The following is a 19252-nucleotide window of genomic DNA, read 5'->3' on the forward strand; positions in this document are numbered from 1 at the left end:
TCCATGCCTGTTTCCGCAATTGCCGGCCTGACCCTGCTGGTACTGGGCGAAAGCCATTTGAGCTTTCCTGACCACCTGCTTGACCCGCTGCAAGCCAACCTGACGGCGCAGGGCGCCAAGGTGCACACCATTGGCGCTTGCGGTGCTGGTGCGGCCGACTGGATCGTGTCGAAGAAACTCGACTGCGGCGCCGAGAACCTGCCGGGCGCCAAGCCGCAAGTATTCGGCAAGAACGCCATGAGCACCACGCCGGTCAAGGACCTGATCGCCAAGGACAAGCCCGACCTCGTCGTGATCATCATTGGCGATACCATGGCTTCCTATCCGGACCCGCAGTTCCCGAAAGTCTGGGCGTGGAAGAGCGTCACGTCCTTGACCAAGGCCATCAGCGAAACCGGCACCAAGTGCGTGTGGGTTGGCCCGGCTTGGGGCAAGGTCGGCAGCCTGTACAAGAAGGATGACGCGCGCACCAAGCTGATGTCGTCGTTCCTGGCGACCAACGTGGCGCCTTGCACCTATATCGACTCTCTGACCTTCTCCAAACCGGGAGAGTGGATCACCACTGACGGCCAGCACTTCACCATCGATGGCTACCAGAAGTGGGCCAAGGCCATCGGTGGCGCGCTGTCGGCATTGCCGGCGGATGCTGTGAAGGGAGCCAAGTGATGAAGCGAATTTCCCTGGGTTTGGCAACCTTGCTCGCCAGCGTCAGCGCCTACAGTGCCGATATCCCGCTGTACCCCACCGGTCCGGAAAAGGACTCGGCGTTCCTGCGCTTTGCCAACGGCACCAGCAGCGAGTTGAAGCTGGTAGCCGAAGGGTCCAAGGCCAGCCTGGTGCTGGGCGGCGACAAGCTTGTCTCCGATTATCTGCCTGTGTCGGGCGGCACTGCACCAGTCAAAGGTGTGTTGAGCCAGGGTGGGAAAAACGCTGATCTGGCTGTCACTGTGGCGCCGGGCGAATTCGCCACGGTTATCGCCGTCGCCGACGCCAAGGGTGGCATTCGCCAAGTGGTGGTCCATGAGCAACCGGACGACTTCAACGCGCTGAAGGCCTCCCTGGCCTTTGTCAACGCTGACGCCGCGTGCGCCGACGCCAGCCTGGATGCCGTGGCGCAAAAGGCTGAGCTGTTCAAGAAGGTCGCCGAAGGTTCAGTGCAACGTCGGATGATCAACCCGGTGGAGCTGTCGGTGCAGCTCAAATGCGCCGGTACGCCAACCGGGCAACCGTTGACGTTCACCCTCAAGGCCGGTGAGCGCTACAGCGTGTTGGCACTGCCATCCGCTGCCGGTACCAGGTTGTTGTTCGCGCCTGACACGCTCGCTAACTGATCGGGCCCGACGCCACCATGGTCTTTGCCTCACTCGAATTCCTCACGCTGTTCCTGCCGGCTTTCCTGTTGATCTATGCCCTGGCGCGTCCGAGCTGGCGTAACGTCATCCTGTTGATGGGCAGTTGGTTGTTCTACGGCTGGTTGAGCCCGTTGTTCCTGTTCCTGCACATGGTGTTGACCGTAGTGGCATGGGGCGGCGGCTTGCTGGTGGACCGTTCGCGTGAGGACGGCAAAGGCCGGGTGCGCCTGTTGATTGCGTTGATCGTGTTCAACACGGCCGTGCTGTGTTGGTACAAGTACGCCAACATCGTCGCCGGGACCGTGAGTGAAGTGATCACTTGGTACGGCTACATGCCGTTGGACTGGCAGCGCGTGGCCTTGCCGGCCGGTTTGTCCTTCATCGTGTTGCAGGCAATTTCCTACCTGGTGGATGTGCACCGTCACACGGTGCCGGTGGAGCGCAGCTTCATCAACTACGCCACCTATATTTCGATGTTCGGGCACTCGATTGCGGGTCCGATCATCCGTTACGACTGGGTTCGCCGTGAGCTGAACCAGCGTTGTTTCAATTGGGCGAATTTCTCCCTGGGCGCGCGGCGCTTCATGATCGGCATGGGCATGAAAGTGCTGGTGGCCGACACCCTGTCGCCGCTGGTGGACATCGCCTTCCACCTGGAAAACCCCAGTCTGGTGGACGCCTGGATCGGTTGCCTGGCGTATTCGCTGCAACTGTTCTTCGACTTCGCCGGCTACAGCGCCATGGCCATCGGCCTGGGCCTGATGCTGGGCTTCCACTTCCCGGAAAACTTCAACCGGCCGTATCTGGCCAGCAGCATCCAGGACTTCTGGCGACGTTGGCATTTGTCGTTGTCCAGCTGGTTGCGCGACTATCTTTACATCACCCTGGGCGGAAACCGCGATGGCGTGTGGCGCACCTATCGCAACCTGTTCCTGACCATGGCGATTGCCGGGTTGTGGCACGGCGGCGACAGCTGGAACTACCTGCTGTGGGGTTCGGCCCACGGCGTGGCGTTGTGTGTTGACCGGGCTTGGTCGCGGTCGAGCCTGCCGAGCATTCCGCCCGTGCTGTCGCACGTTCTCACGCTGCTGTTTGTGTGTCTGGCCTGGACTTTGTTCCGCGCGCCGGGTTTCCATTCGGCACTGACCATGTACGCCGGCCAGTTCGGTTTGCACGGCATGGCCTTGGGCGACGCGATGGCGGTGGCCATGCGCCCGGCCCATGGCATGGCGGCCTTGTTGGGCCTGGTGTGCATCATTGCGCCGATCTGGCAGGTGCGTTGCGAACAGCGTTTCGGCACTCAGCCGTGGTTTGTCGTGGCGGCTTCGCTGTGGCCGGTGGCGGGGTTTGTATTGTCGTTCGCGCTGATTGCCAGCCGCGACGCCGTACCGTTTCTGTACTTTCAGTTTTAAGGACGCCCGACCATGCCTGCTCCTACCGCGCCGACGCCACCAAGCGACCTGGCCCTTCGCACCAGCCCCTTGGCGGCCTGGGTGCTGGTGCCCTTTTTGGCGGCGGGGCTGCTGTCCTGCGCCTGGTTGATGGTGAAGGGACCGATCAGTTATGTGCCGGCCAAGGTCGACAGCGCCATGCTGTTGCATGGCGACCTGACCCACCGTTTTGCCAAGGAGCTGGCCAAGGCGCCGATGGCGATTCAGGCGGCCAACCTGGAGCGCGGCGGCAGCTGGCTGGCGTTCGGCGATACCGGGCCGCGTGTGCGTCAGGGTTGCCCCGGCTGGCTGTTTATCAGTGATGAGCTGCGCATCAACCGCCATGCGCAGGCCAATGCCCAGACCAAGGCCCAGGCAGTGATCGACCTGCAAAAACAGCTCGGTCAAAAAGGGATCGATTTGCAAGTGCTGGTGGTGCCGGACAAAAGCCGCATTGCTGCTGCCCAACGTTGCGGCCTGTACCGCCCGGCAATGCTCGACAGCCGTATCCGGGATTGGACTGCCGTGTTGCAGTCCGCCGGAGTTTCCGCGCTGGACCTGACCGATACGTTCAAGCCTCTGGGCGCCGAAGCCTACCTGCGCACGGACACCCACTGGAGCGAAATCGGCTCCAACGCCGGTGCCCAGGCCTTGGCGCAACGCATCCAGCAACGCGGCATCAAAGCCACGCCGGAGCAAACCTTCGATATCACCCAGGCGCCGCTTGCCGTACGCCCTGGTGACCTGGTGCGCCTGGCCGGTCTCGACTGGTTGCCGCCCAAATTGCAGCCACCAGGGGAGGCGGTCGCAGCCAGCACAGCCCATGAAACCGGCGGTGCATCCAGCAATGCCGACGACCTGTTTGGCGACGCCGGCCTGCCCAATGTGGCGCTGATCGGCACATCGTTCTCGCGCAACTCCAACTTTGTTGGCTTCCTGCAAAAGGCCCTGAATGCGCCTGTGGGCAATTTCAGTAAAGATGGGGGTGAGTTCTCGGGCGCGGCCAAGGCCTACTTCGACAGTCCGGCTTTCAAGCAAACCCCGCCTAAGTTGTTGATTTGGGAGATTCCGGAGCGGGATTTGCAAACACCCTACGATGCCATCATGGTTGGTCAGTAATTTGACGATATGCCGCTTGTCTAAAAAAAAGGCGAATTTATCATCAAAATAATGACACTTTTGCTGACCTAAAGCAGACTGCGTGCACTAGGGCGACCACAAAAAGACCTGCGGTAAGTAGTTAACAGCTGACCTCTTCACGTCTTTAAGCCTCGCCGTGATGAGGAATGCGCTATGGGTTTTACCGACGGTCTTCTCGTTCTGCTGGGTCAAGATGTGAGCCGCGACGCAAAAGGGTTGAACGCGCGGCTCCACTTTTTCGGCAACATTCCTGTTGATGACGGTACGCCGTTTTCCCCAACTCCGAGTGCCCATGCGCGGTCCCAGCCTGTGGATAAGGCTGCGCGGCGGCCGTGCGTGGTCGCATTGGTGTCGGTCAATGGAGGCGTGGGGCGCAGTACCTTGGCCACGGCCTTGAGCAGCGGTCTGCAGCGCCTGGGTGAAACGGTGATCGCCGTGGACCTGGACCCGCAAAATGCCCTGCAGATGCATTTCGGGATCAGTCCGAGTTCGCCGGGTATCGGCCTGACCAGCCTGCGCAATGCACGGTGGGAAACCATCCAGCAGCCCGGCTTTGTCGGCAGTCGCGTGATTACCTTTGGCGATACCGATATGCGTCAGCAGGACGACCTGCAACGTTGGCTCAAGCATGAGCCGGACTGGCTGGCGCAGCGCCTGTCTGCGTTGGCGCTGAATGGCCGTCACACCGTGATCATCGATACGCCCGCCGGTAATAACGTCTACTTCCATCAAGCCGTGAGCGTGGCTGACGTGGTGTTGGTGATTGCCCAGGCGGACGCCGCATCCCTGGGCACACTGGATCAGCTCGACGGGCTCCTGGCCCCGCACCTTGAGCGCGAGCGTGCGCCACGTGTTCATTTTGTGATTAATCAACTGGATGAGGACAATGCCTTCAGCCTGGATATGGTCGAGTCTTTCAGACAGCGGCTGGGCACTAAAGAGCCGCTGGAAGTGCACCGCGACATGGCGATCAGCGAGGCGCTGGCGTTTGGAGCCGACCCGCTGGACAGCCAGGCATTGACCATGGCCGGGGACGATATCAATGAGCTTTGCCGGTTATTGATCGCGCGCAAAAACCATCTTTAAATCGCGCTTTATACGCGTAACCCCAAACGCTTATGCACAATCGGTTGGATGGTTCTGTCACGAAACGGCCATTTTGTGGAGGCGTTCTCATCGAGGCGCAACTGCCTGTTTTACGAGTGTTTTATTTTGTGAACAAAAAATGACCAGCGCGGCTTTTTCCCCCTAGCGCAGATGGCTACAGGCTTGGTAAAGAATCCATCAACAGAGTTATCCACAGGCTGGGCTGCGACAATTTCGCCCCTTAATCGCGCTCGGCAAGCACCATCAAGTTGCGTGGCGTCAATGCAGGTTCGCAGAAGGTGCCTACTTTGACCCTGTAGCCGTTTTCGCCGAGAAACAATGCCCGATCCAGCACCAGCCATAACTCCAGCGGGCGCCGAAACAGACCACGCACCAGTTCCAGATTCCTGACCTGCGCCAAGCGGCACCAGCCATAGGCCTCCAACGCCTCCCAATCCTGATCTCCTGTGGATAACCCTTTGAGGCTCGCCAGTTCCTGGCAATAGTCGGCGAAAGGCTTGTCCAGCCAATGGGCCGGCAGGGACGGCGTGGGCAGGTACTCGTCGAGGGCGCGGAGTTCGCGTTGCAGTTGATCGAAACCCAGGCGCCGCGCCATGGACGTGTCCCGCTGTGAACGCACCCGTTTGCCGGCGGTGACGGTTTCGCTCAGCGGCAGGCCGAGGTCATCCAGCGACAGTTGCAGGTTTGAGGCACGGCCTGCGTGGGACAGTGGCTGGTAGATGTCGACATGGATGCGGTTGTAACAGCAGGGCGCCAGTGCCAATTGCTTGCAGCCGACGGAACTGGCCAGTCGCAGCAGGCGCACATGCAGGTCGCCACACGCGTGCAGGGCGACGGGCGTGTGTTCAGGGCCAATCTCAACGTCCGTCATTACGTCTTGCAGGCGATGGGTAACGACCAAACCGTGGTGATCGCTCAAGGCCTGGCCTGCAGCGATCAGCGCCGGGTCATACTCCAGGCAGGTCAGCGCCTGATCGTCTTGTAGCAGGCGACGACCCAGGTGGCCCTTGCCCGCGCACCAGTCCAGCCAATGCGTGGGCGTCTGTGCAAACTGCAGTGCAGCGCCGAAGGCTTCTATCTGTTCCCATTTGCGACCCGGCACATCGACGTTCAGGCGATGGCGAGCGGTAGGCAGCGGATGCGTCGGTAACTTATCCACAGCACTGAGCTGACGAGCCTGCGCAGCGAGCTGTGGAAATGGTGCCGGCGCCGGCAGGTCATGGGGATGGTTGTGACTGGCTTCGGCGTCGTCCAACGGGCGTTGGCGTAGCCACTGGGCGAGTTCGGGGTGCTCGGTTTCCCAAGGTAAGTGCAGGTGAGTAAAGGGCCGCGGTTTCCACAGCCCTTGATGCTCTATCAGGAACGCGTCCAGCGCCTGGAAGCGTGCCTCAACGTCCTTGGCAGGCATCGACGCGCAGCCAGCGTTCCAGCAGTTTGAAGCCGCGCACCAGAATGTAGGCCATCAGCAGGTAGAACAGCCCGGCAGCGAAGAAGATCTCTACCGGCAAGTAGGTGCGGGCGATGATGGTCCGTGCCATGCCGGTCAATTCCAGCAGGGTAACGGTACTGGCCAGTGCGCTGGCCTTGAGCATCAGGATCACTTCGTTGCTGTACGCCGGCAGGCCGATGCGCGAGGCGCGTGGCAGGATGATGTAGAACAGTGTCTTCGGCTTGGACATGCCCAACGCACGCGCCGCTTCAATCTCACCTGGTGGAATGGCCTGGATCGCGCCGCGCAGGATCTCGGCAATATAGGCGGCAGTGTGCAGGGTCATGGTGGCGGTGGCGCACCAGAACGGATCGCGCAGGTACGGCCACAAGACGCTCTCACGCACTGAGTCGAACTGCGCCAGGCCGTAGTAGACCAGGAACAACTGCACCAGCAAGGGCGTGCCACGGAAGAAGAAAATGTAGGCGTAGGGCAGGGCGCTGACATACCAGCGGCGCGAAGAACGGGCGATACCCAGTGGGATTGCCAGCAGCAGGCCGGCGATAACGGCAATGGCTACCAGCTCCAGGGTCAGGGTCGCGCCCTGGGCCAATCTTGGCAGCCACTTGATGATCACGGCCCAGTTCAGGCCCAGGTCGAAATGCGCCAGCCAACTGTAGTCGCCGCTCATTGGGTGCTCCTTGCAAAGCCGCGGGCGGCGCGTTTTTCCAGGAAGTGCATGCCGGTCATGGCCAGCACGGTCAGGCCCAGGTACATGAAGGCGGCGACCATGAAGAAGGTGAAGGGTTGCTTGGTGACGGTCACGCCGATCTGCGCATGGCGCATGATTTCTTCCAGGCCGATCACCGATACCAGCGCAGTGTCTTTCATCAGGATCATAAACAGGTTGCCCAGGCCCGGTAGGGCAATGCGCCACATCTGCGGCATGATTAACCGGGTGAAGATCCTGAATTTCGACAGGCCCAACGCCACACCGGCTTCGCGGTGGCCCTTGGGAATGGCCAGGATCGCGCCACGGAACACTTCCGTGGCGTAGGCGCCAAAGCACAGGCCCAGGGCGATAACCCCGGCGGCAAAGGCGCTGAGGGAAAGGTCGGGGCTACCGAAGAACTCACCGAGGGCACGCATCAGGTTGACTGTGCCGAAATAAATCAGCAGCACCCACAGCAATTCGGGAATGCCACGAACGATAGTCGAGTAAGCACCGCCCACCCATTGCAGCGGCTTGTACGGCGAAGTCTTGGCCAAGGCACCGGCCAGGCCTAGCACCAGCCCCAGGCACAGGGCCGTGAGCGCCAGTTTGACGGTCATCAGCGCGCCAGCGGCAAGCGCCGGGCCGAATCCGTAGAGATCGAAATTCATGGTGTTTTCATATCGCGGCAGGCATTGCAAAAAGCCGACGCGCTCAACTGAGCGCGCGGGCATACCGTTCAGATCATTCGATGCTGAAAGGGAAGTACTTGTCGTTGATCTTCTTGTAGGTGCCGTCTGCCTTGATCTCTGCCAGGGCTTTGTTCAGGCGCTCGCGCAGTGGGTCGCCCTTGCGTACGGCGATACCGATCTTGTCGCTTTCTACAACCGGATCGCCTTTGAACTCGTAGGCCGAACCGTCTTTGCTCTTGAGCCATTCGTACTGCACGTACTTGTCGGCGAGGATGCCGTCCAGACGACCGGAAGTCAGGTCGAGATAGGCGTTTTCCTGGGTGTCGTAGAGCTTGGCTTCGGTATCCGGCAACTTGTCTTCCAGATAAGTACCGGCCAACGTTGCGCGTTGTGCGCCGATCACTTTGCCTTTCAGGTATGCGGCGTCGGTTTTGAAGTCCGCAGTGGCTTTAGGCGCAATGAATTGCAGCTTGTTGGAATAGTACGGGTCGGTAAAGTCGACGGCCTGTTTGCGCTCATCGGTGATCGACAGCGAGGACACCAGGAAGTCGAACTTCTTGGCGTTCAAGGCCGGAATGATGCCGTCCCAGTCGGACACATACACTTCACACTTCTCGACTTTCATCTTGGCGCACAGGGCGTCGCCGATGTCTTTGTCGAAGCCGACAACGTTGCCGCTGGCGTCTTTATTGTTGAACGGCGGGTAGGCCGCTTCGATCCCCATTTTCAAGGTTTCTGCCATGGCCGTGGCGCTGAACGCCATCGAGACGGCCGCGGCCAGAAGGAATTTTTTATAGTTCTGCATGCATGTTGCTCCGTTAGCGGTTGCTGGACATGAATTGTTTGCAGCGCGCCGAAAGCGGGTCTTCAAACACCTGCTGTGGCGATCCTTGCTCTTCGACCAGGCCCTGGTGCAGGAACACCACCTCACTGGACACCTGACGGGCAAAGCCCATTTCATGGGTGACCAGCAGCATGGTGCGGCCTTCTTCGGCCAGCGCGCGGATCACATTAAGTACTTCCTGAACCATTTCCGGGTCAAGCGCCGAAGTGGGTTCGTCGAACAGGATGACTTTAGGCTGCATCGCCAAGGTGCGCGCGATGGCGGCCCGTTGTTGCTGGCCGCCGGACAATTGCGCAGGGTAGGCGTAACGCTTGTCGGCGATGCCGACCTTGGCCAGCAGGGCTTCGGCCACTTCGATGGCTTCGGCTTTGCTTTGGCCCAGCACACGGCGAGGAGCCTCAATGATGTTGTCGAGGATGCTCATATGCGGCCACAGGTTAAAGTTTTGAAACACAAAACCGATTTCGCTGCGCAGGCGATTGATCTGCTTGCCGTCGGCGGCCATCAGCTCGCCGTTTTTCGCGGCCTTGAGCTTGAGTTCTTCGCCGGCCACGAGGATCTGGCCCTGATGCGGGTTTTCCAGCAGGTTGATGCAGCGCAGGAAGGTGGACTTGCCGGAACCGGAGGAACCCAAAATCGAGATCACATCGCCGTCGCGAGCGGTCAGCGAGATACCTTTGAGTACCTCCAGCTCACCATAGCGTTTATGCAAGTTGCGGATTTCAAGCGCGGGCGTGGCCTCGGCCATGTGGGGTCCTCATTGTGTTCGTTGCGTTCGACGCTGTTGGGCTGCCTTCCTGGCGAGGCGCCAAGCTAGCATAGCGTCTTGATGGCAGCCAACAGCATGGCCGGCGGTAAACAGGTGGTGTGCGGCAGGGTGTCGCATCGGCACAGCAGCGTGTCGCGCCATCAACAACCGAACAGCCGTTTGAACCCGAAAAAACCGCAGGCTTCGCGTAAAAAAGGGCGCGATGGTGCCAGCTTTGGCCGGGTGTTGGAAGGGTTAACCGGGCAAACGGTGCATATCAGCCCTTTTGTGGGGCGTCACGTACTTTTTGTGTGTGTTTATGGTGCATTTATTCGTCTTGATTGTGGGTCGCACGGTAACGCTATAGCGGAATGCCATTGTTCTCAACGACTTGCGAGTGGTGTTGAAACATCCTACAGCCCGCGTCAATCGTGGCTCTGTAACATTTTGGCGCAAATCTTGCGTAAAAAATAAAGAACGCCCTGTTGGTTTCTTTTCACGAGAGAGATCCCGGGCCGGGCCGACCGTTTTCGCAATTCCTCGTAAAGGTGTGTCAATGAGTAGTACGCAAAGCTCCAATGACCTCGAACAGGGGCTCAAACCGCGTCACGTCACCATGCTGTCGATTGCCGGTGTAATCGGTGCGGGTTTGTTTGTTGGCTCCGGCCACGCGATTGCTGCCGCCGGCCCTGCCGTACTGCTGGCGTACGCGGCGGCGGGTACGCTGGTGGTATTGGTGATGCGTATGCTGGCCGAAATGGCCGTGGCGTCGCCGGACACCGGTTCGTTCTCCACCTACGCCGACCGGGCGATCGGTCACTGGGCTGGTTTCACCATCGGCTGGTTGTACTGGTGGTTCTGGGTATTGGTGATTCCGCTGGAGGCCAACGCCGCCGCGACTATCTTGCATGCCTGGTTTCCAGATGTGGCTATCTGGGTGTTCACCCTGGTCATCACCCTGTTGCTGACCGCGACCAACCTGTTCAGCGTGAAGAACTACGGTGAGTTCGAGTTCTGGTTCGCGTTGATCAAGGTTGTGGCCATCGTGGGCTTCGTGATCCTCGGCCTGGCAGCGATTTTCGGCTTCCTGCCGACCAGCCAGGTCAGCGGCGTTTCGCATCTGTTCGACACCCAAGGCTTTATGCCAAACGGCATGGGCGCCGTGCTCGCAGCAATCCTGACCACCATGTTCTCCTTTATGGGCACCGAGATCGTCACCATCGCGGCCGCTGAATCGAAGAACCCAGGCCAGCAGATCACCAAGGCCACCAACTCGGTGATCTGGCGGATTGGCTTGTTTTACCTGCTGTCGATCTTCATCGTGGTGTCCCTGGTGCCTTGGAACGATCCGACCCTGGCCGCCGTAGGTTCCTACCAGACCGTGCTGGAACGCATGGGCATTCCGAACGCCAAGCTGATCGTCGACCTGGTGGTACTGGTTGCCGTGACCAGTTGCTTGAACTCGGCGCTGTATACCGCTTCGCGCATGCTGTTCTCCCTGGGCCGTCGCGGTGATGCACCGGCGGTGGCCAAGCGCACCAACAAGAGCGGCACGCCTTACTGGGCGGTGTTGCTGTCCACGGGTGCGGCGTTCCTGGCGGTATTTGCCAACTACGTGGCTCCGGCAGCGGTGTTCGAGTTCCTGCTGGCCAGCTCCGGTGCCATTGCGCTGCTGGTGTACCTGGTGATCGCAGTGTCGCAACTGCGCATGCGCCAGAAACGCGCGGCGGCGGGCGAGAAGATTGTCTTCAAGATGTGGCTGTTTCCGGGCCTGACTTACGCGGTGATGGTGTTCATCGTCGGTACGTTGACCATCATGCTGTTTCAGGAAGCGCACCGGGTCGAGATCATTGCGACCGGCGTGCTGAGCTTGCTGGTGGTGGTGGCGGGGTTGATTGTGGCGAGCCGTCGCAAGGCACAGCGGGTAGGCGCTGCGGTGCTTAACTGACGCAATGCAATAAAAAATGTGGGAGCGGGCTTGCTCCCACATTTGGTTCTGCGTCAGCCTTGAGAGCTGGTCAGCGCATGCGACGCCGCAACGTAATCCGCCTGAAACTCCGGTGACTCGATCCATGCCAGGGCTGCAGCCTCATCGTCGGTATCCGTAACCCACTGCCGATACTCGATCAGCGCCGCCAGGATAAAGTCGGTGGCTTCTTCTTCGCCCTCCTGTTCCAGCACCAGTGCCAGCAACGGGTGGGCCAGGAACACAGCGCACAAGGCCTGTTGACTGGTTTCGCCAGCGGTGCGCATTTCTACGAACAGCTCGGTCAAATCCACTGACTCAAGATCAATGCGGCTGTCATCGCCGGCAAACGCATCCGGCTTGGTCGCTACGGCCCGCTGGGTACGGTTCTGCTTGGCCTTGGCCTTTGCCCGGTGGGCGCGTTTTTGCTGCTTGTTCGGCGAGGCCATGGGCTCAACGTCCTAGGTTACGGATCGGGGTCGGGTATTGAAGCGCAGGTTGGGGGGAAATCCCAAGAGTATCTGCAGACAATTGGCCGTTTTGAATCCACGCCAGGGCAATCGGCCACAGCCGGCTCTGATACTCGCTACGGAAAAATGCGAAATGGCCGACCGTCTTTTCGCCAATGTCTTCAGGCGCGATCCGCAGGTGCGTCCGCTGGGGCGCGTTTCATACCTGGACGTCGGGGTGCTCCAATCCCGAACCACGCCCGCGGGTGTGTCTTCCAGCCAGCCCAGGCGCTTGCCGGGGAAGTGTCCGCACAGCTTGGTCAGCAGCGGCATCACCACATGAGACTCGTGGAATGCTTCCAGGGTGGGGCGGGTTGGAAGGTTCATAGGGCTACTGGGTTCTTGCGCCTCAGGTGAGGCCGTGAAGGCTCGCGCGGTTTTTTTATAAGACGTCGAACTTAACAAATTTCGCGCATCGTGATCGCGGCGATTGTCAGGGTGCTCGACCTTGCCGCCCTGGGTGCTTAGGCTGTCGGCCTTATGATCCATCTGAGCCAGCCTTATGACTCGCGACGCCCTCGAACACAAACAGGTCCCGGTGTACTTCGCCGCCGTTCTGCTGGCCGTCGTCTTCGGCCTGCTTGCGCCCTCATTCGCCCACGGCCTCAGCGCGTTGGTCACCCCCGCTATCGCGGTGCTGATGTACGCGATGTTCCTGCAAATTCCCTTCCTGGACCTGCGCCAAAGCTTGGGCAACAAACTCTTCCTGTCGGCATTGTTGCTGGCCAATTTCATCCTTGTTCCCTTGCTGGTGTGGGCGTTGACCCAAAGCCTGGTGGGGCGCCCAGCCTTGCTGGTGGGGGCGTTGCTGGTGTTGCTGACGCCGTGTATCGACTATGTGGTGGTGTTTACCCACATCGGCAAGGGCGATTCGCGGTTGATGCTGGCCGCTACGCCGGTGCTGTTGCTGCTGCAGTTGGCGCTGTTGCCGATCTATTTGAGCCTGATGCTCGGCGCCCAATCCGAGGTGGTGGTAGAGGCGCAGCCGTTTGTAGAAGCGTTCCTCTTGCTGATCGTGATGCCGATGATTCTGGCTGTGATCACGACGTCGCTGGCGCGGCGATCATCGATGATCGGTGTCTGGAACAGTGCCTGGGCGTGGTTGCCGGTTCCGGCGATGGCGCTGGTGTTGTTTGTGGTGATCGCCTCACACATCACGTCGGTGGTGCGGGATTGGAGCCTGCTGTTCCCGGTGATCCCGGTGTATATCGGCTTTTTGTTGTTCGCGCCGCTGATGGGGGCGTTGGCGTCGCGGCTGTTTACGCTCCCCGCCGTTACGGCCCGGGCGGTGACTTTCAGCGCTTCGACGCGTAACTCGTTGGTGGTTCTGCCCTTGGCACTTGCGCTACCCGAAGATGTACGTGGCTTGGCGGCGACTGCGGTGATCCTGCAAACCCTGGTCGAGCTCGTTGGTGAGCTGATTTACGTTCGGTTGATCCCGAAATGGGTGTGGCCCGCAGGTCGGTAAACGCGGGAATGTTCAGGTCCGTTCAGGCGCTATTCAGCAGGGCAGTCGGCACCATAAGTCGGCGCCCCTTACCTGACAGGTCAACCGATGGATCACCGCAACCGTTTTCGCCTGGAGTCCTCAGGGATTTTCCTGTTTGCCCTGCTGCTGTTCACCCTGGGGATCTGGGATCAGCAACCCCAAGGATTTGACGGGCGCTGGGCGCTGTTCCTGCAAGAAATGTTTCGCCATGGCGCGAGCCTTTTCCCGACTACCTACGGCCAGCCCTACGCGGATTACCCCGGCACCGCGACCTTCTTCAGCTATGTATTTGCGCGACTGTTTGGTGCGCCCAACCACTTGGCCAATGTGCTGCCCACCGCCCTGGCGTCGGCTGGGGTGGTTGCTGTGATCTATCGCCTGCTGGTCCCGGCGAATCGCCAGTGGGCGTTGCTCACTGTGCTGTTGACCTTGCTCACGACTCAACTGCTCGAAAAATCCCGCTCGGTCTGCCTGGACCAGATGGTGGCGTTGTTGTGTGTGGGCAGTTTCTACCTGCTGCACAGTGGCGGGCGTTGGAGGCAGCTTGCGGTGTTTGCGTTGTTCGTCCTGGGCTTTGCGATACGCGGGCCGCTGGGGTTGATCGAAGTCTGTGGCGTGGTCTGCGTGTACTGGGCGTTGGGCAGGCCTGGGGAGCGAGTGAAACAGGTACTGATTCACGGCATCGTTGGCTTGGTGTTGCTGGCAGCCTGTTGGTGGCTGCTGGTGAAGTTGGCGCGCATCAGTGGGGGCGACGCCTTTGCCGACGAGGTCTTCAAGATGCAGGTGGGTGGTCGCCTCGATGAAACCGGCGAGCCGTTTTATTTCTACTTCCAGTTGAGCCTGTACCGCTACTTCCCGGTGGTGCCGCTGGCGCTGGCCACAATGATTGCGCTGCGTCATCGCTGGTCCGAGCGGTACGAAGGCGACATGCAATTGGTGGTGCGACTCGGCGCCTGTGGCTTGATGATCTTGCTCGGGCTGTCGGTGCCGCACTTCAAGCGCGCCTATTACATCCTGCCCATGGTGCCGATGTTTGCGGCTGTCGCGGCCTATGGGCTGCTTCAGGTGCCAGGTTGGCTTGCGGGCGTGCGCCGATGCTACGAAGGGCTGGTCGTGGCGCTACCGGCGTTGTGCGTGGTTGTAGTCTTTGTCTGTCGGCACGGGTGGCAAAAGCATGGTTACTGGCCCGACGTTTCGCTGCCGTTGCTGATTGGCGTGCTGGTGGTGCTGCAAGTGGCGGCGCTGATTGCCTGGCGGCGCGTGGGGCGGTTGGTATGGCTGAGCCTGATTGCGTTGCTGGCGCAATGGTTGTTGTTGGTGACGGTGGTCGAGCCGGCCAAGGATCTGCAGTTCGATACCCGTAAATTTGTCGACCGGGTAGAAGCTCTGCGTGCCACACAGCCGGGGCCGCTGGTGTTTATCAATCTGGGGCGAGACACCTGGGCGGTGCGTTACATGATGAACCTGGATCATGATGAGCTGCCGATCTTTATCGGGAGCAGCGAGATCGAGCGGTTGGAGGCTTTGCCACGGCCAGCCTGGGTAATTGTGTCGCGCAAGGAAACGGCGTTGTTGAAAGGGACGCCTCTGGAGCAGCTGGCGCCAAGGTTTGAAGGGCGGTTGAACGACAACCCGTTGATGGTGTTTTTGTTGGAGTAGTGAGGTTGTCCGGCTCGGGGGGGTAGGTTGCCCCGGGTCTATTCAATAAATCCCAGGCAACAAAAAACCCGCACTAGGCGGGTTTCTTGTGTGTTTCAGATAACGTTTGCACCACCTGAAACTAAATAGTGGTGCCCAGAGACGGAATCGAACCGCCGACACGGGGATTTTCAATCCCCTGCTCTACCGACTGAGCTATCTGGGCAACGGGGCGCATTAAACGGGTTTTTCAGGGGGTCGTCAAGCAAGTTTTCAAAAAATATTTAATTATTACCGTCGCTTACGTGCAGACCCTGGTTTCTGATCAATTATTGAGCAGGCGGCACGTAGCCGTCGGCCTTGGCGTAATCTTCGCCGGAAAAGAACTTGTCCATCTCGCCCGCCAGGTATTTACGGTCTTCGGCGTTCATCATGTTCAGGCGTTTTTCGTTGATCAACAGGGTCTGGTGCTTCAGCCAGTCGCCCCAGGCTTTGGCGGAGACGTGCTCGAAAATGTCCTGGCCCTTGGCGCCTGGGTACGGAGGGCGTTCGAGGCCTGGCAATTGTTCTTTGTACTTGCGGCACATGATGGTGCGGGTCATGACGAAACTCCTGCATTCAATACGTCGGCCGCGCGCTTCAGCAGTTTTTTCACCGGGGCGGCAAGGCCCAGGCGCGGCGGGGTGGCGAGGTTATACCAGAGCCAGTCGGCCTCGGCCACGTGATGGGCGGTTTCCTCGACCTGGACCAGCCAGGGTTCGATAGCCAACTGAAAGTGGCTGAAGGTGTGGATCAGCCCCGGCAGCTCCTGTGGCTTGCCCAGTTCCAGCGCGTGCTGGTTGGCCAGATGCTCCAGGTCTTGCAGCTCGTCCAGCTCCGGCAAACTCCACAGGCCGCCCCACAGGCCGGTGGAAGGGCGACGGTAAAGCAGGATCGCGCCCTCGGCATTGGCCAGCAACGGCATCAATGTGCGCTTTTGCGGGATGGACTTGCGCGGCTTGGGGATCGGGTAGCGCGTCTCCAGGCCGAGCATGTGGGCTTCGCAGCCTTTTTCCAGCGGACACAGCAGGCAGCTGGGTTTGCTGCGGGTGCAGAGCGTGGCGCCCATGTCCATCATGGCCTGGGTGTAGGCGTTGACGCGGGTCTGGGGCGTGAAGCGCTCTGCGGTGGCCCACAGCTGCTTGGCTACTTTGGGTTCGCCGGGGTAGCCCTCCTGTGCGGTAAAGCGCGCCAGCACGCGCTTGACGTTGCCGTCGAGGATCGGCGCGCGCAGGCCCATGCTCAGGCTGGCGATCGCGCCAGCGGTGGACAGGCCGATGCCGGGCAGCTCGGTGAGCTTCTCGACATCCCTGGGAAACTCGCCGCCGTACTCGGCCACGACAATCTTCGCGGTCTTTTGCAGGTTGCGCGCGCGGGTGTAGTAACCCAGGCCGGTCCACAAATGCAGCACTTCATCTTCCGGCGCGGCGGCCAGGGCCTCGACCGTCGGCAGCGAGGCCATGAAACGGTCGAAGTAATTGAGCACGGTGCTTACCTGGGTCTGCTGCAACATGATCTCCGAGACCCACACCCGGTAAGGGGTGATGTCCTGTTGCCAGGGCAGGTCGTGGCGACCGTGGCGGTCGTACCAATCCAGCACCGCCGTTGAAAACTGCTCGTTTCTCATCGTTTGAACAAGCCTTTCAAAGCATCTTTGAGCTGCGGGTTAACCTTGTCGAGTTTCTCTTCCAGCTTCTCGTTCAGGCGGTTGCCGGCCGCCTTGATGGCGACCTGCCCCAGGCCGTCCTTGTCCAGGCGGCAGGCCTTGGCGCCGAGTTCCAGCGGGCCACGGCAGCGCAGCGGCACTTCGATGCCCTGGAAGTTCGAGCCCACTTGGCACGCAGGGTCCGGGGTTTCACGCTGGTCGCCTTCGACAATGATGCCGACGCGGTAGTCCATGCCCAGCACGCGCAGGTCGATGTCGCCGTTACCGTTGACGGTCAGGCCCGGGATGCGCACTTTCAGGTCAGGGTTGCTGGCCACACCGTTACGGAAGGTCAGGTTGCCCTTCAACTCCTGGAACGGCGTGTCCTTGCCTTGCGGCGTGCTGCTCAAGGTCTTGCGGTTGAGCAGGGCGATGCCGGTGCACAGTTGCTGTTCAAGGTTGGCGTTGAGCAGCACGCCGTTGTTGATCACAAAGCTGGCAGTGCCGTTGAGGCTGTCGATCAAGGCTTTCTGGCTATTGCCACGGCCCGTGAGGTTGCTGTCGAGGGTGATCTGGCCCTTCACCGGTGGGTTTTGCCCCTGGGCTTGCAGGATGCGTTCAACCGGCACTTGCTTGATATGGCTTTGCAGTGCGAGCACCGGAATATCCTGGCGCACGTCGAGCGTGCCATTGGCCTGAAAGGTGCCGTTGTAGAGTCCGCCGCTCAGGGTGTCGAGCTTGAGCTGGCCATCGATGCCGGACGCCTTGAGCGCCGCATTCTGGATCGGCAGCTTGCTCAGGGTCAGTTGGCCGAAAGCCAGGTCGGCGTTCACATCCAGCGTGCGCAGGCGCGCCAGCGGCAGCAGTTTGTCGCTGCTCCAGGCGCCTTTGGTCGGCGTGTCGGGCAGCGGTGTGGTGCCACCGGCCGCCATGGCGCCGGCTTCGCTGTTCTGTACTTCGGCCTGGCGTGCAGCTGTTGCACCCTTGGCGGATTCGGACTTGGCCGGCAGGTAGTTGTCGGCGTTGAACGTGTCGCCCTTGAGTTGAACGCGTAGAGATTGCTTGGCGAAATCCTCCACGGCCACGCGACCGGTGAAGGTGCTGCCGTCGAGTTTCAGGTTCAAGTCTTCCAGCGCCACGCTGGTCGGCGTGCCCTTGAGACGGCTGACCAGCTCGACCTTGCTCAGGCTGCCCTCGGCCAGTGGCGGCAGCGGGTGGCCGACACTGTCGAGGAACTTGGCCAGGTCAAACTGGGCAATGGACAGCGCGCCGCTGATTTGCGGGGTCTTGTCCAGGTCGTTGACCTTCAGCTCGCCCAACGCCCGCAACTGGTTGGCCGACAGCTTCATGTTGGTCCACTCGGCGATATTCGCCGCTTGGTCAACCAGCAGTTGACCCTGAGTGGAGAACGTCACGGTCTTGCCTTGCAGCGGCTCTCCTGTGGCTTCACCGGTGATCTTCATGTCTTCAAGTTGGTAACGCTTGAGCGCACGCTGGATGCGCAGGTTGCCGTTGAGTTCGGTCTTGACGCGCATCACCGGCTGGTTGCTGCCGAAGAACGCGGTGAGTTTCACCGGAATGCTGGCGCCTTCGTGCACGGCACCGGCGCTCAGTTGGATGCTTTCGGCGCTGAACTGCTTGCCGGTCTGCTCGTCGTTGTATTCGACGCGGGCGTTGTTGACCGTCAGGCTATCGATGTCCAGACGGATGGGTTTCGAGGGTTTTTCCGGTTCGGGTTCGGCAGGCTTCTCGACCGAGCCGGGGCTGCCGGCGGTCGCCTCGGTCACGTTCTTGCCGATGTCTTCCCAGTTGCCATGGCCTTGCTTGTCGCGGGTGAGGCGCAGGTTCAGGCCTTCGACGCGTACATCGCTCATCTGCACCTCGCGGCGCAGCAGTGGCAACACGCGCACTGACAGGCCGAGCATCTGCAGGTCGGCGAACGGCTGTGTCGGCGCGGTCAGGGTCGCCACGCTGGCTTCGTGCAATTCAAGGCCGAGCCAGGGGAACAGGCTCCAGCCGATATCGCCATTGAGCGTCAGCTCGATGTGGGCCTTGTCGCGGGCGATCTGGCGAATCTCGTCTTTATAGTCGTTGGGATCGAAGAGATGGGTCAGGGCAAAGCCTAGAGCCACAATGATCAGCAACAGCCCGAGAAGTACCAGACCCAGGATTTTGCCGAACGCTTTCATGGGCGAGTCCTTGTATGTCGATTTCAAAATTTAGCCGCAGAGTATAACGCCCGAAGGCGTGCGTCAGTGCCCCGATCGTTACATTGTATCCAGGGGCGGGGAAACGGGTTTTTGGCGCCAAACAAAACAGATTTCCTGAAAAAGGTGATATCAGTTTGGTTTTTCTGTCATCCACAGGTGCTAATCTGCGCAGGTTCGTCCGCCTTCTGCGACTTAAGGTCGCGCTTAAAAGGGAGCTTCACTCAACAAAACGGCCACGCTTTGCGTGCAAGGCCGAGGGAGAGAGCGCCTGACGGACACATACTAACAACTGGGGGAAACAC

At 60.3% G+C, this 19252-nt stretch carries 18 protein-coding genes, 1 tRNA gene and 1 pseudogene; 9 read left to right on the plus strand and 11 right to left on the minus strand.

Annotated elements, in window-relative coordinates:
- The first annotated feature begins 3 nt into the window (after positions 1-3).
- The 5 genes from LVW35_RS01455 (at position 4) to bcsQ (ending at position 5008) form a co-directional block, all read left to right on the plus strand.
- Positions 4-666, plus strand: a complete 663-nt coding sequence (locus tag LVW35_RS01455; RefSeq protein ID WP_233893370.1) for an SGNH/GDSL hydrolase family protein — start codon at positions 4-6, stop codon at positions 664-666.
- On the plus strand, positions 666-1331 hold the full coding sequence (locus LVW35_RS01460) for an alginate O-acetyltransferase AlgF (RefSeq protein ID WP_233893371.1): 666 nt from the start codon (positions 666-668) through the stop codon (positions 1329-1331). The genes LVW35_RS01455 and LVW35_RS01460 overlap by 1 nt, the downstream gene beginning before the upstream one ends.
- Before the next feature lie 17 nt (positions 1332-1348).
- A complete protein-coding gene (locus LVW35_RS01465; protein WP_233893372.1) occupies positions 1349-2764 on the plus strand; it encodes an MBOAT family O-acyltransferase in 1416 nt (471 codons plus the stop codon).
- Between the two features lie 12 nt (positions 2765-2776).
- Positions 2777-3901 (plus strand): alginate O-acetyltransferase AlgX-related protein, encoded by a 1125-nt coding sequence (locus tag LVW35_RS01470; RefSeq protein ID WP_233893373.1) that lies wholly within the window; start codon positions 2777-2779, stop codon positions 3899-3901.
- Positions 3902-4075: 174 nt separating this feature from the next.
- Complete coding sequence (bcsQ, locus tag LVW35_RS01475) at positions 4076-5008, plus strand: cellulose biosynthesis protein BcsQ (RefSeq protein WP_233893374.1); 933 nt, start codon at positions 4076-4078, stop codon at positions 5006-5008.
- Between the two features lie 241 nt (positions 5009-5249).
- On the opposite strand, the gene LVW35_RS01480 is transcribed toward bcsQ, so the two are convergent.
- From LVW35_RS01480 to LVW35_RS01500, 5 genes are all read right to left on the minus strand, one after another.
- Positions 5250-6437 carry a methyltransferase gene (locus LVW35_RS01480; RefSeq protein WP_233893376.1) on the minus strand — a complete coding sequence of 396 codons (1188 nt, stop codon included), beginning with the start codon at positions 6435-6437 and terminating at the stop codon, positions 5250-5252.
- Positions 6418-7107 (minus strand): ABC transporter permease, encoded by a 690-nt coding sequence (locus LVW35_RS01485; RefSeq protein ID WP_233896370.1) that lies wholly within the window; start codon positions 7105-7107, stop codon positions 6418-6420. The genes LVW35_RS01480 and LVW35_RS01485 overlap by 20 nt, the downstream gene beginning before the upstream one ends.
- A gap of 38 nt (positions 7108-7145) precedes the next feature.
- Positions 7146-7841, minus strand: a complete 696-nt coding sequence (locus tag LVW35_RS01490; RefSeq protein WP_233893377.1) for an ABC transporter permease — start codon at positions 7839-7841, stop codon at positions 7146-7148.
- Between the two features lie 73 nt (positions 7842-7914).
- On the minus strand, positions 7915-8667 hold the full coding sequence (locus tag LVW35_RS01495) for an ABC transporter substrate-binding protein (protein WP_003187758.1): 753 nt from the start codon (positions 8665-8667) through the stop codon (positions 7915-7917).
- 13 nt (positions 8668-8680) lie between these two features.
- Entirely contained in the window at positions 8681-9454 is a 774-nt protein-coding gene (locus tag LVW35_RS01500; protein ID WP_233893378.1) for an ABC transporter ATP-binding protein, read from the minus strand.
- 81 nt (positions 9455-9535) lie between these two features.
- On the opposite strand from LVW35_RS01500, the gene LVW35_RS01505 reads away from it, so the two are divergent.
- Both LVW35_RS01505 and gabP read left to right on the plus strand, forming a co-directional pair.
- Positions 9536-9928 carry a hypothetical protein gene (locus tag LVW35_RS01505; protein ID WP_233893379.1) on the plus strand — a complete coding sequence of 131 codons (393 nt, stop codon included), beginning with the start codon at positions 9536-9538 and terminating at the stop codon, positions 9926-9928.
- A gap of 82 nt (positions 9929-10010) precedes the next feature.
- Positions 10011-11402, plus strand: a complete 1392-nt coding sequence (gene gabP, locus LVW35_RS01510; RefSeq protein ID WP_233893380.1) for a GABA permease — start codon at positions 10011-10013, stop codon at positions 11400-11402.
- 53 nt (positions 11403-11455) lie between these two features.
- Here gabP and LVW35_RS01515 read toward each other — a convergent pair whose 3' ends face one another.
- Both LVW35_RS01515 and LVW35_RS01520 read right to left on the minus strand, forming a co-directional pair.
- Entirely contained in the window at positions 11456-11869 is a 414-nt protein-coding gene (locus LVW35_RS01515) for a hypothetical protein (RefSeq protein WP_233893381.1), read from the minus strand.
- 12 nt (positions 11870-11881) lie between these two features.
- Positions 11882-12223 (minus strand): annotated as a pseudogene (locus tag LVW35_RS01520) (alpha/beta hydrolase); the annotation flags it as partial.
- A gap of 208 nt (positions 12224-12431) precedes the next feature.
- Here LVW35_RS01520 and LVW35_RS01525 point away from each other — a divergent pair.
- Positions 12432-13397 (plus strand): arsenic resistance protein, encoded by a 966-nt coding sequence (locus tag LVW35_RS01525; protein ID WP_233893382.1) that lies wholly within the window; start codon positions 12432-12434, stop codon positions 13395-13397.
- Positions 13398-13484: 87 nt separating this feature from the next.
- Entirely contained in the window at positions 13485-15077 is a 1593-nt protein-coding gene (locus LVW35_RS01530) for an ArnT family glycosyltransferase (RefSeq protein WP_233893383.1), read from the plus strand.
- Between the two features lie 129 nt (positions 15078-15206).
- On the opposite strand, the gene LVW35_RS01535 is transcribed toward LVW35_RS01530, so the two are convergent.
- The 4 genes from LVW35_RS01535 to LVW35_RS01550 all read right to left on the minus strand — a co-directional run bounded on the left by LVW35_RS01535 (position 15207) and on the right by LVW35_RS01550 (position 18929).
- Positions 15207-15282: transfer RNA gene (locus tag LVW35_RS01535), tRNA-Phe, on the minus strand.
- Between the two features lie 103 nt (positions 15283-15385).
- Complete coding sequence (locus LVW35_RS01540; RefSeq protein WP_233893385.1) at positions 15386-15658, minus strand: oxidative damage protection protein; 273 nt, start codon at positions 15656-15658, stop codon at positions 15386-15388.
- Complete coding sequence (mutY, locus tag LVW35_RS01545) at positions 15655-16722, minus strand: A/G-specific adenine glycosylase (protein ID WP_233893387.1); 1068 nt, start codon at positions 16720-16722, stop codon at positions 15655-15657. Before mutY ends, LVW35_RS01540 begins: the two co-directional genes overlap by 4 nt.
- Positions 16719-18929, minus strand: coding sequence for an AsmA family protein (locus LVW35_RS01550; protein WP_233893388.1), 2211 nt, complete (start codon positions 18927-18929; stop codon positions 16719-16721). The genes mutY and LVW35_RS01550 overlap by 4 nt, the downstream gene beginning before the upstream one ends.
- Between the last annotated feature and the right edge of the window lie 323 nt (positions 18930-19252).

The sequence above is a fragment of the Pseudomonas sp. HN11 genome, from assembly GCF_021390155.1.
In the GTDB taxonomy this organism is placed as follows: Bacteria; Pseudomonadota; Gammaproteobacteria; order Pseudomonadales; family Pseudomonadaceae; genus Aquipseudomonas.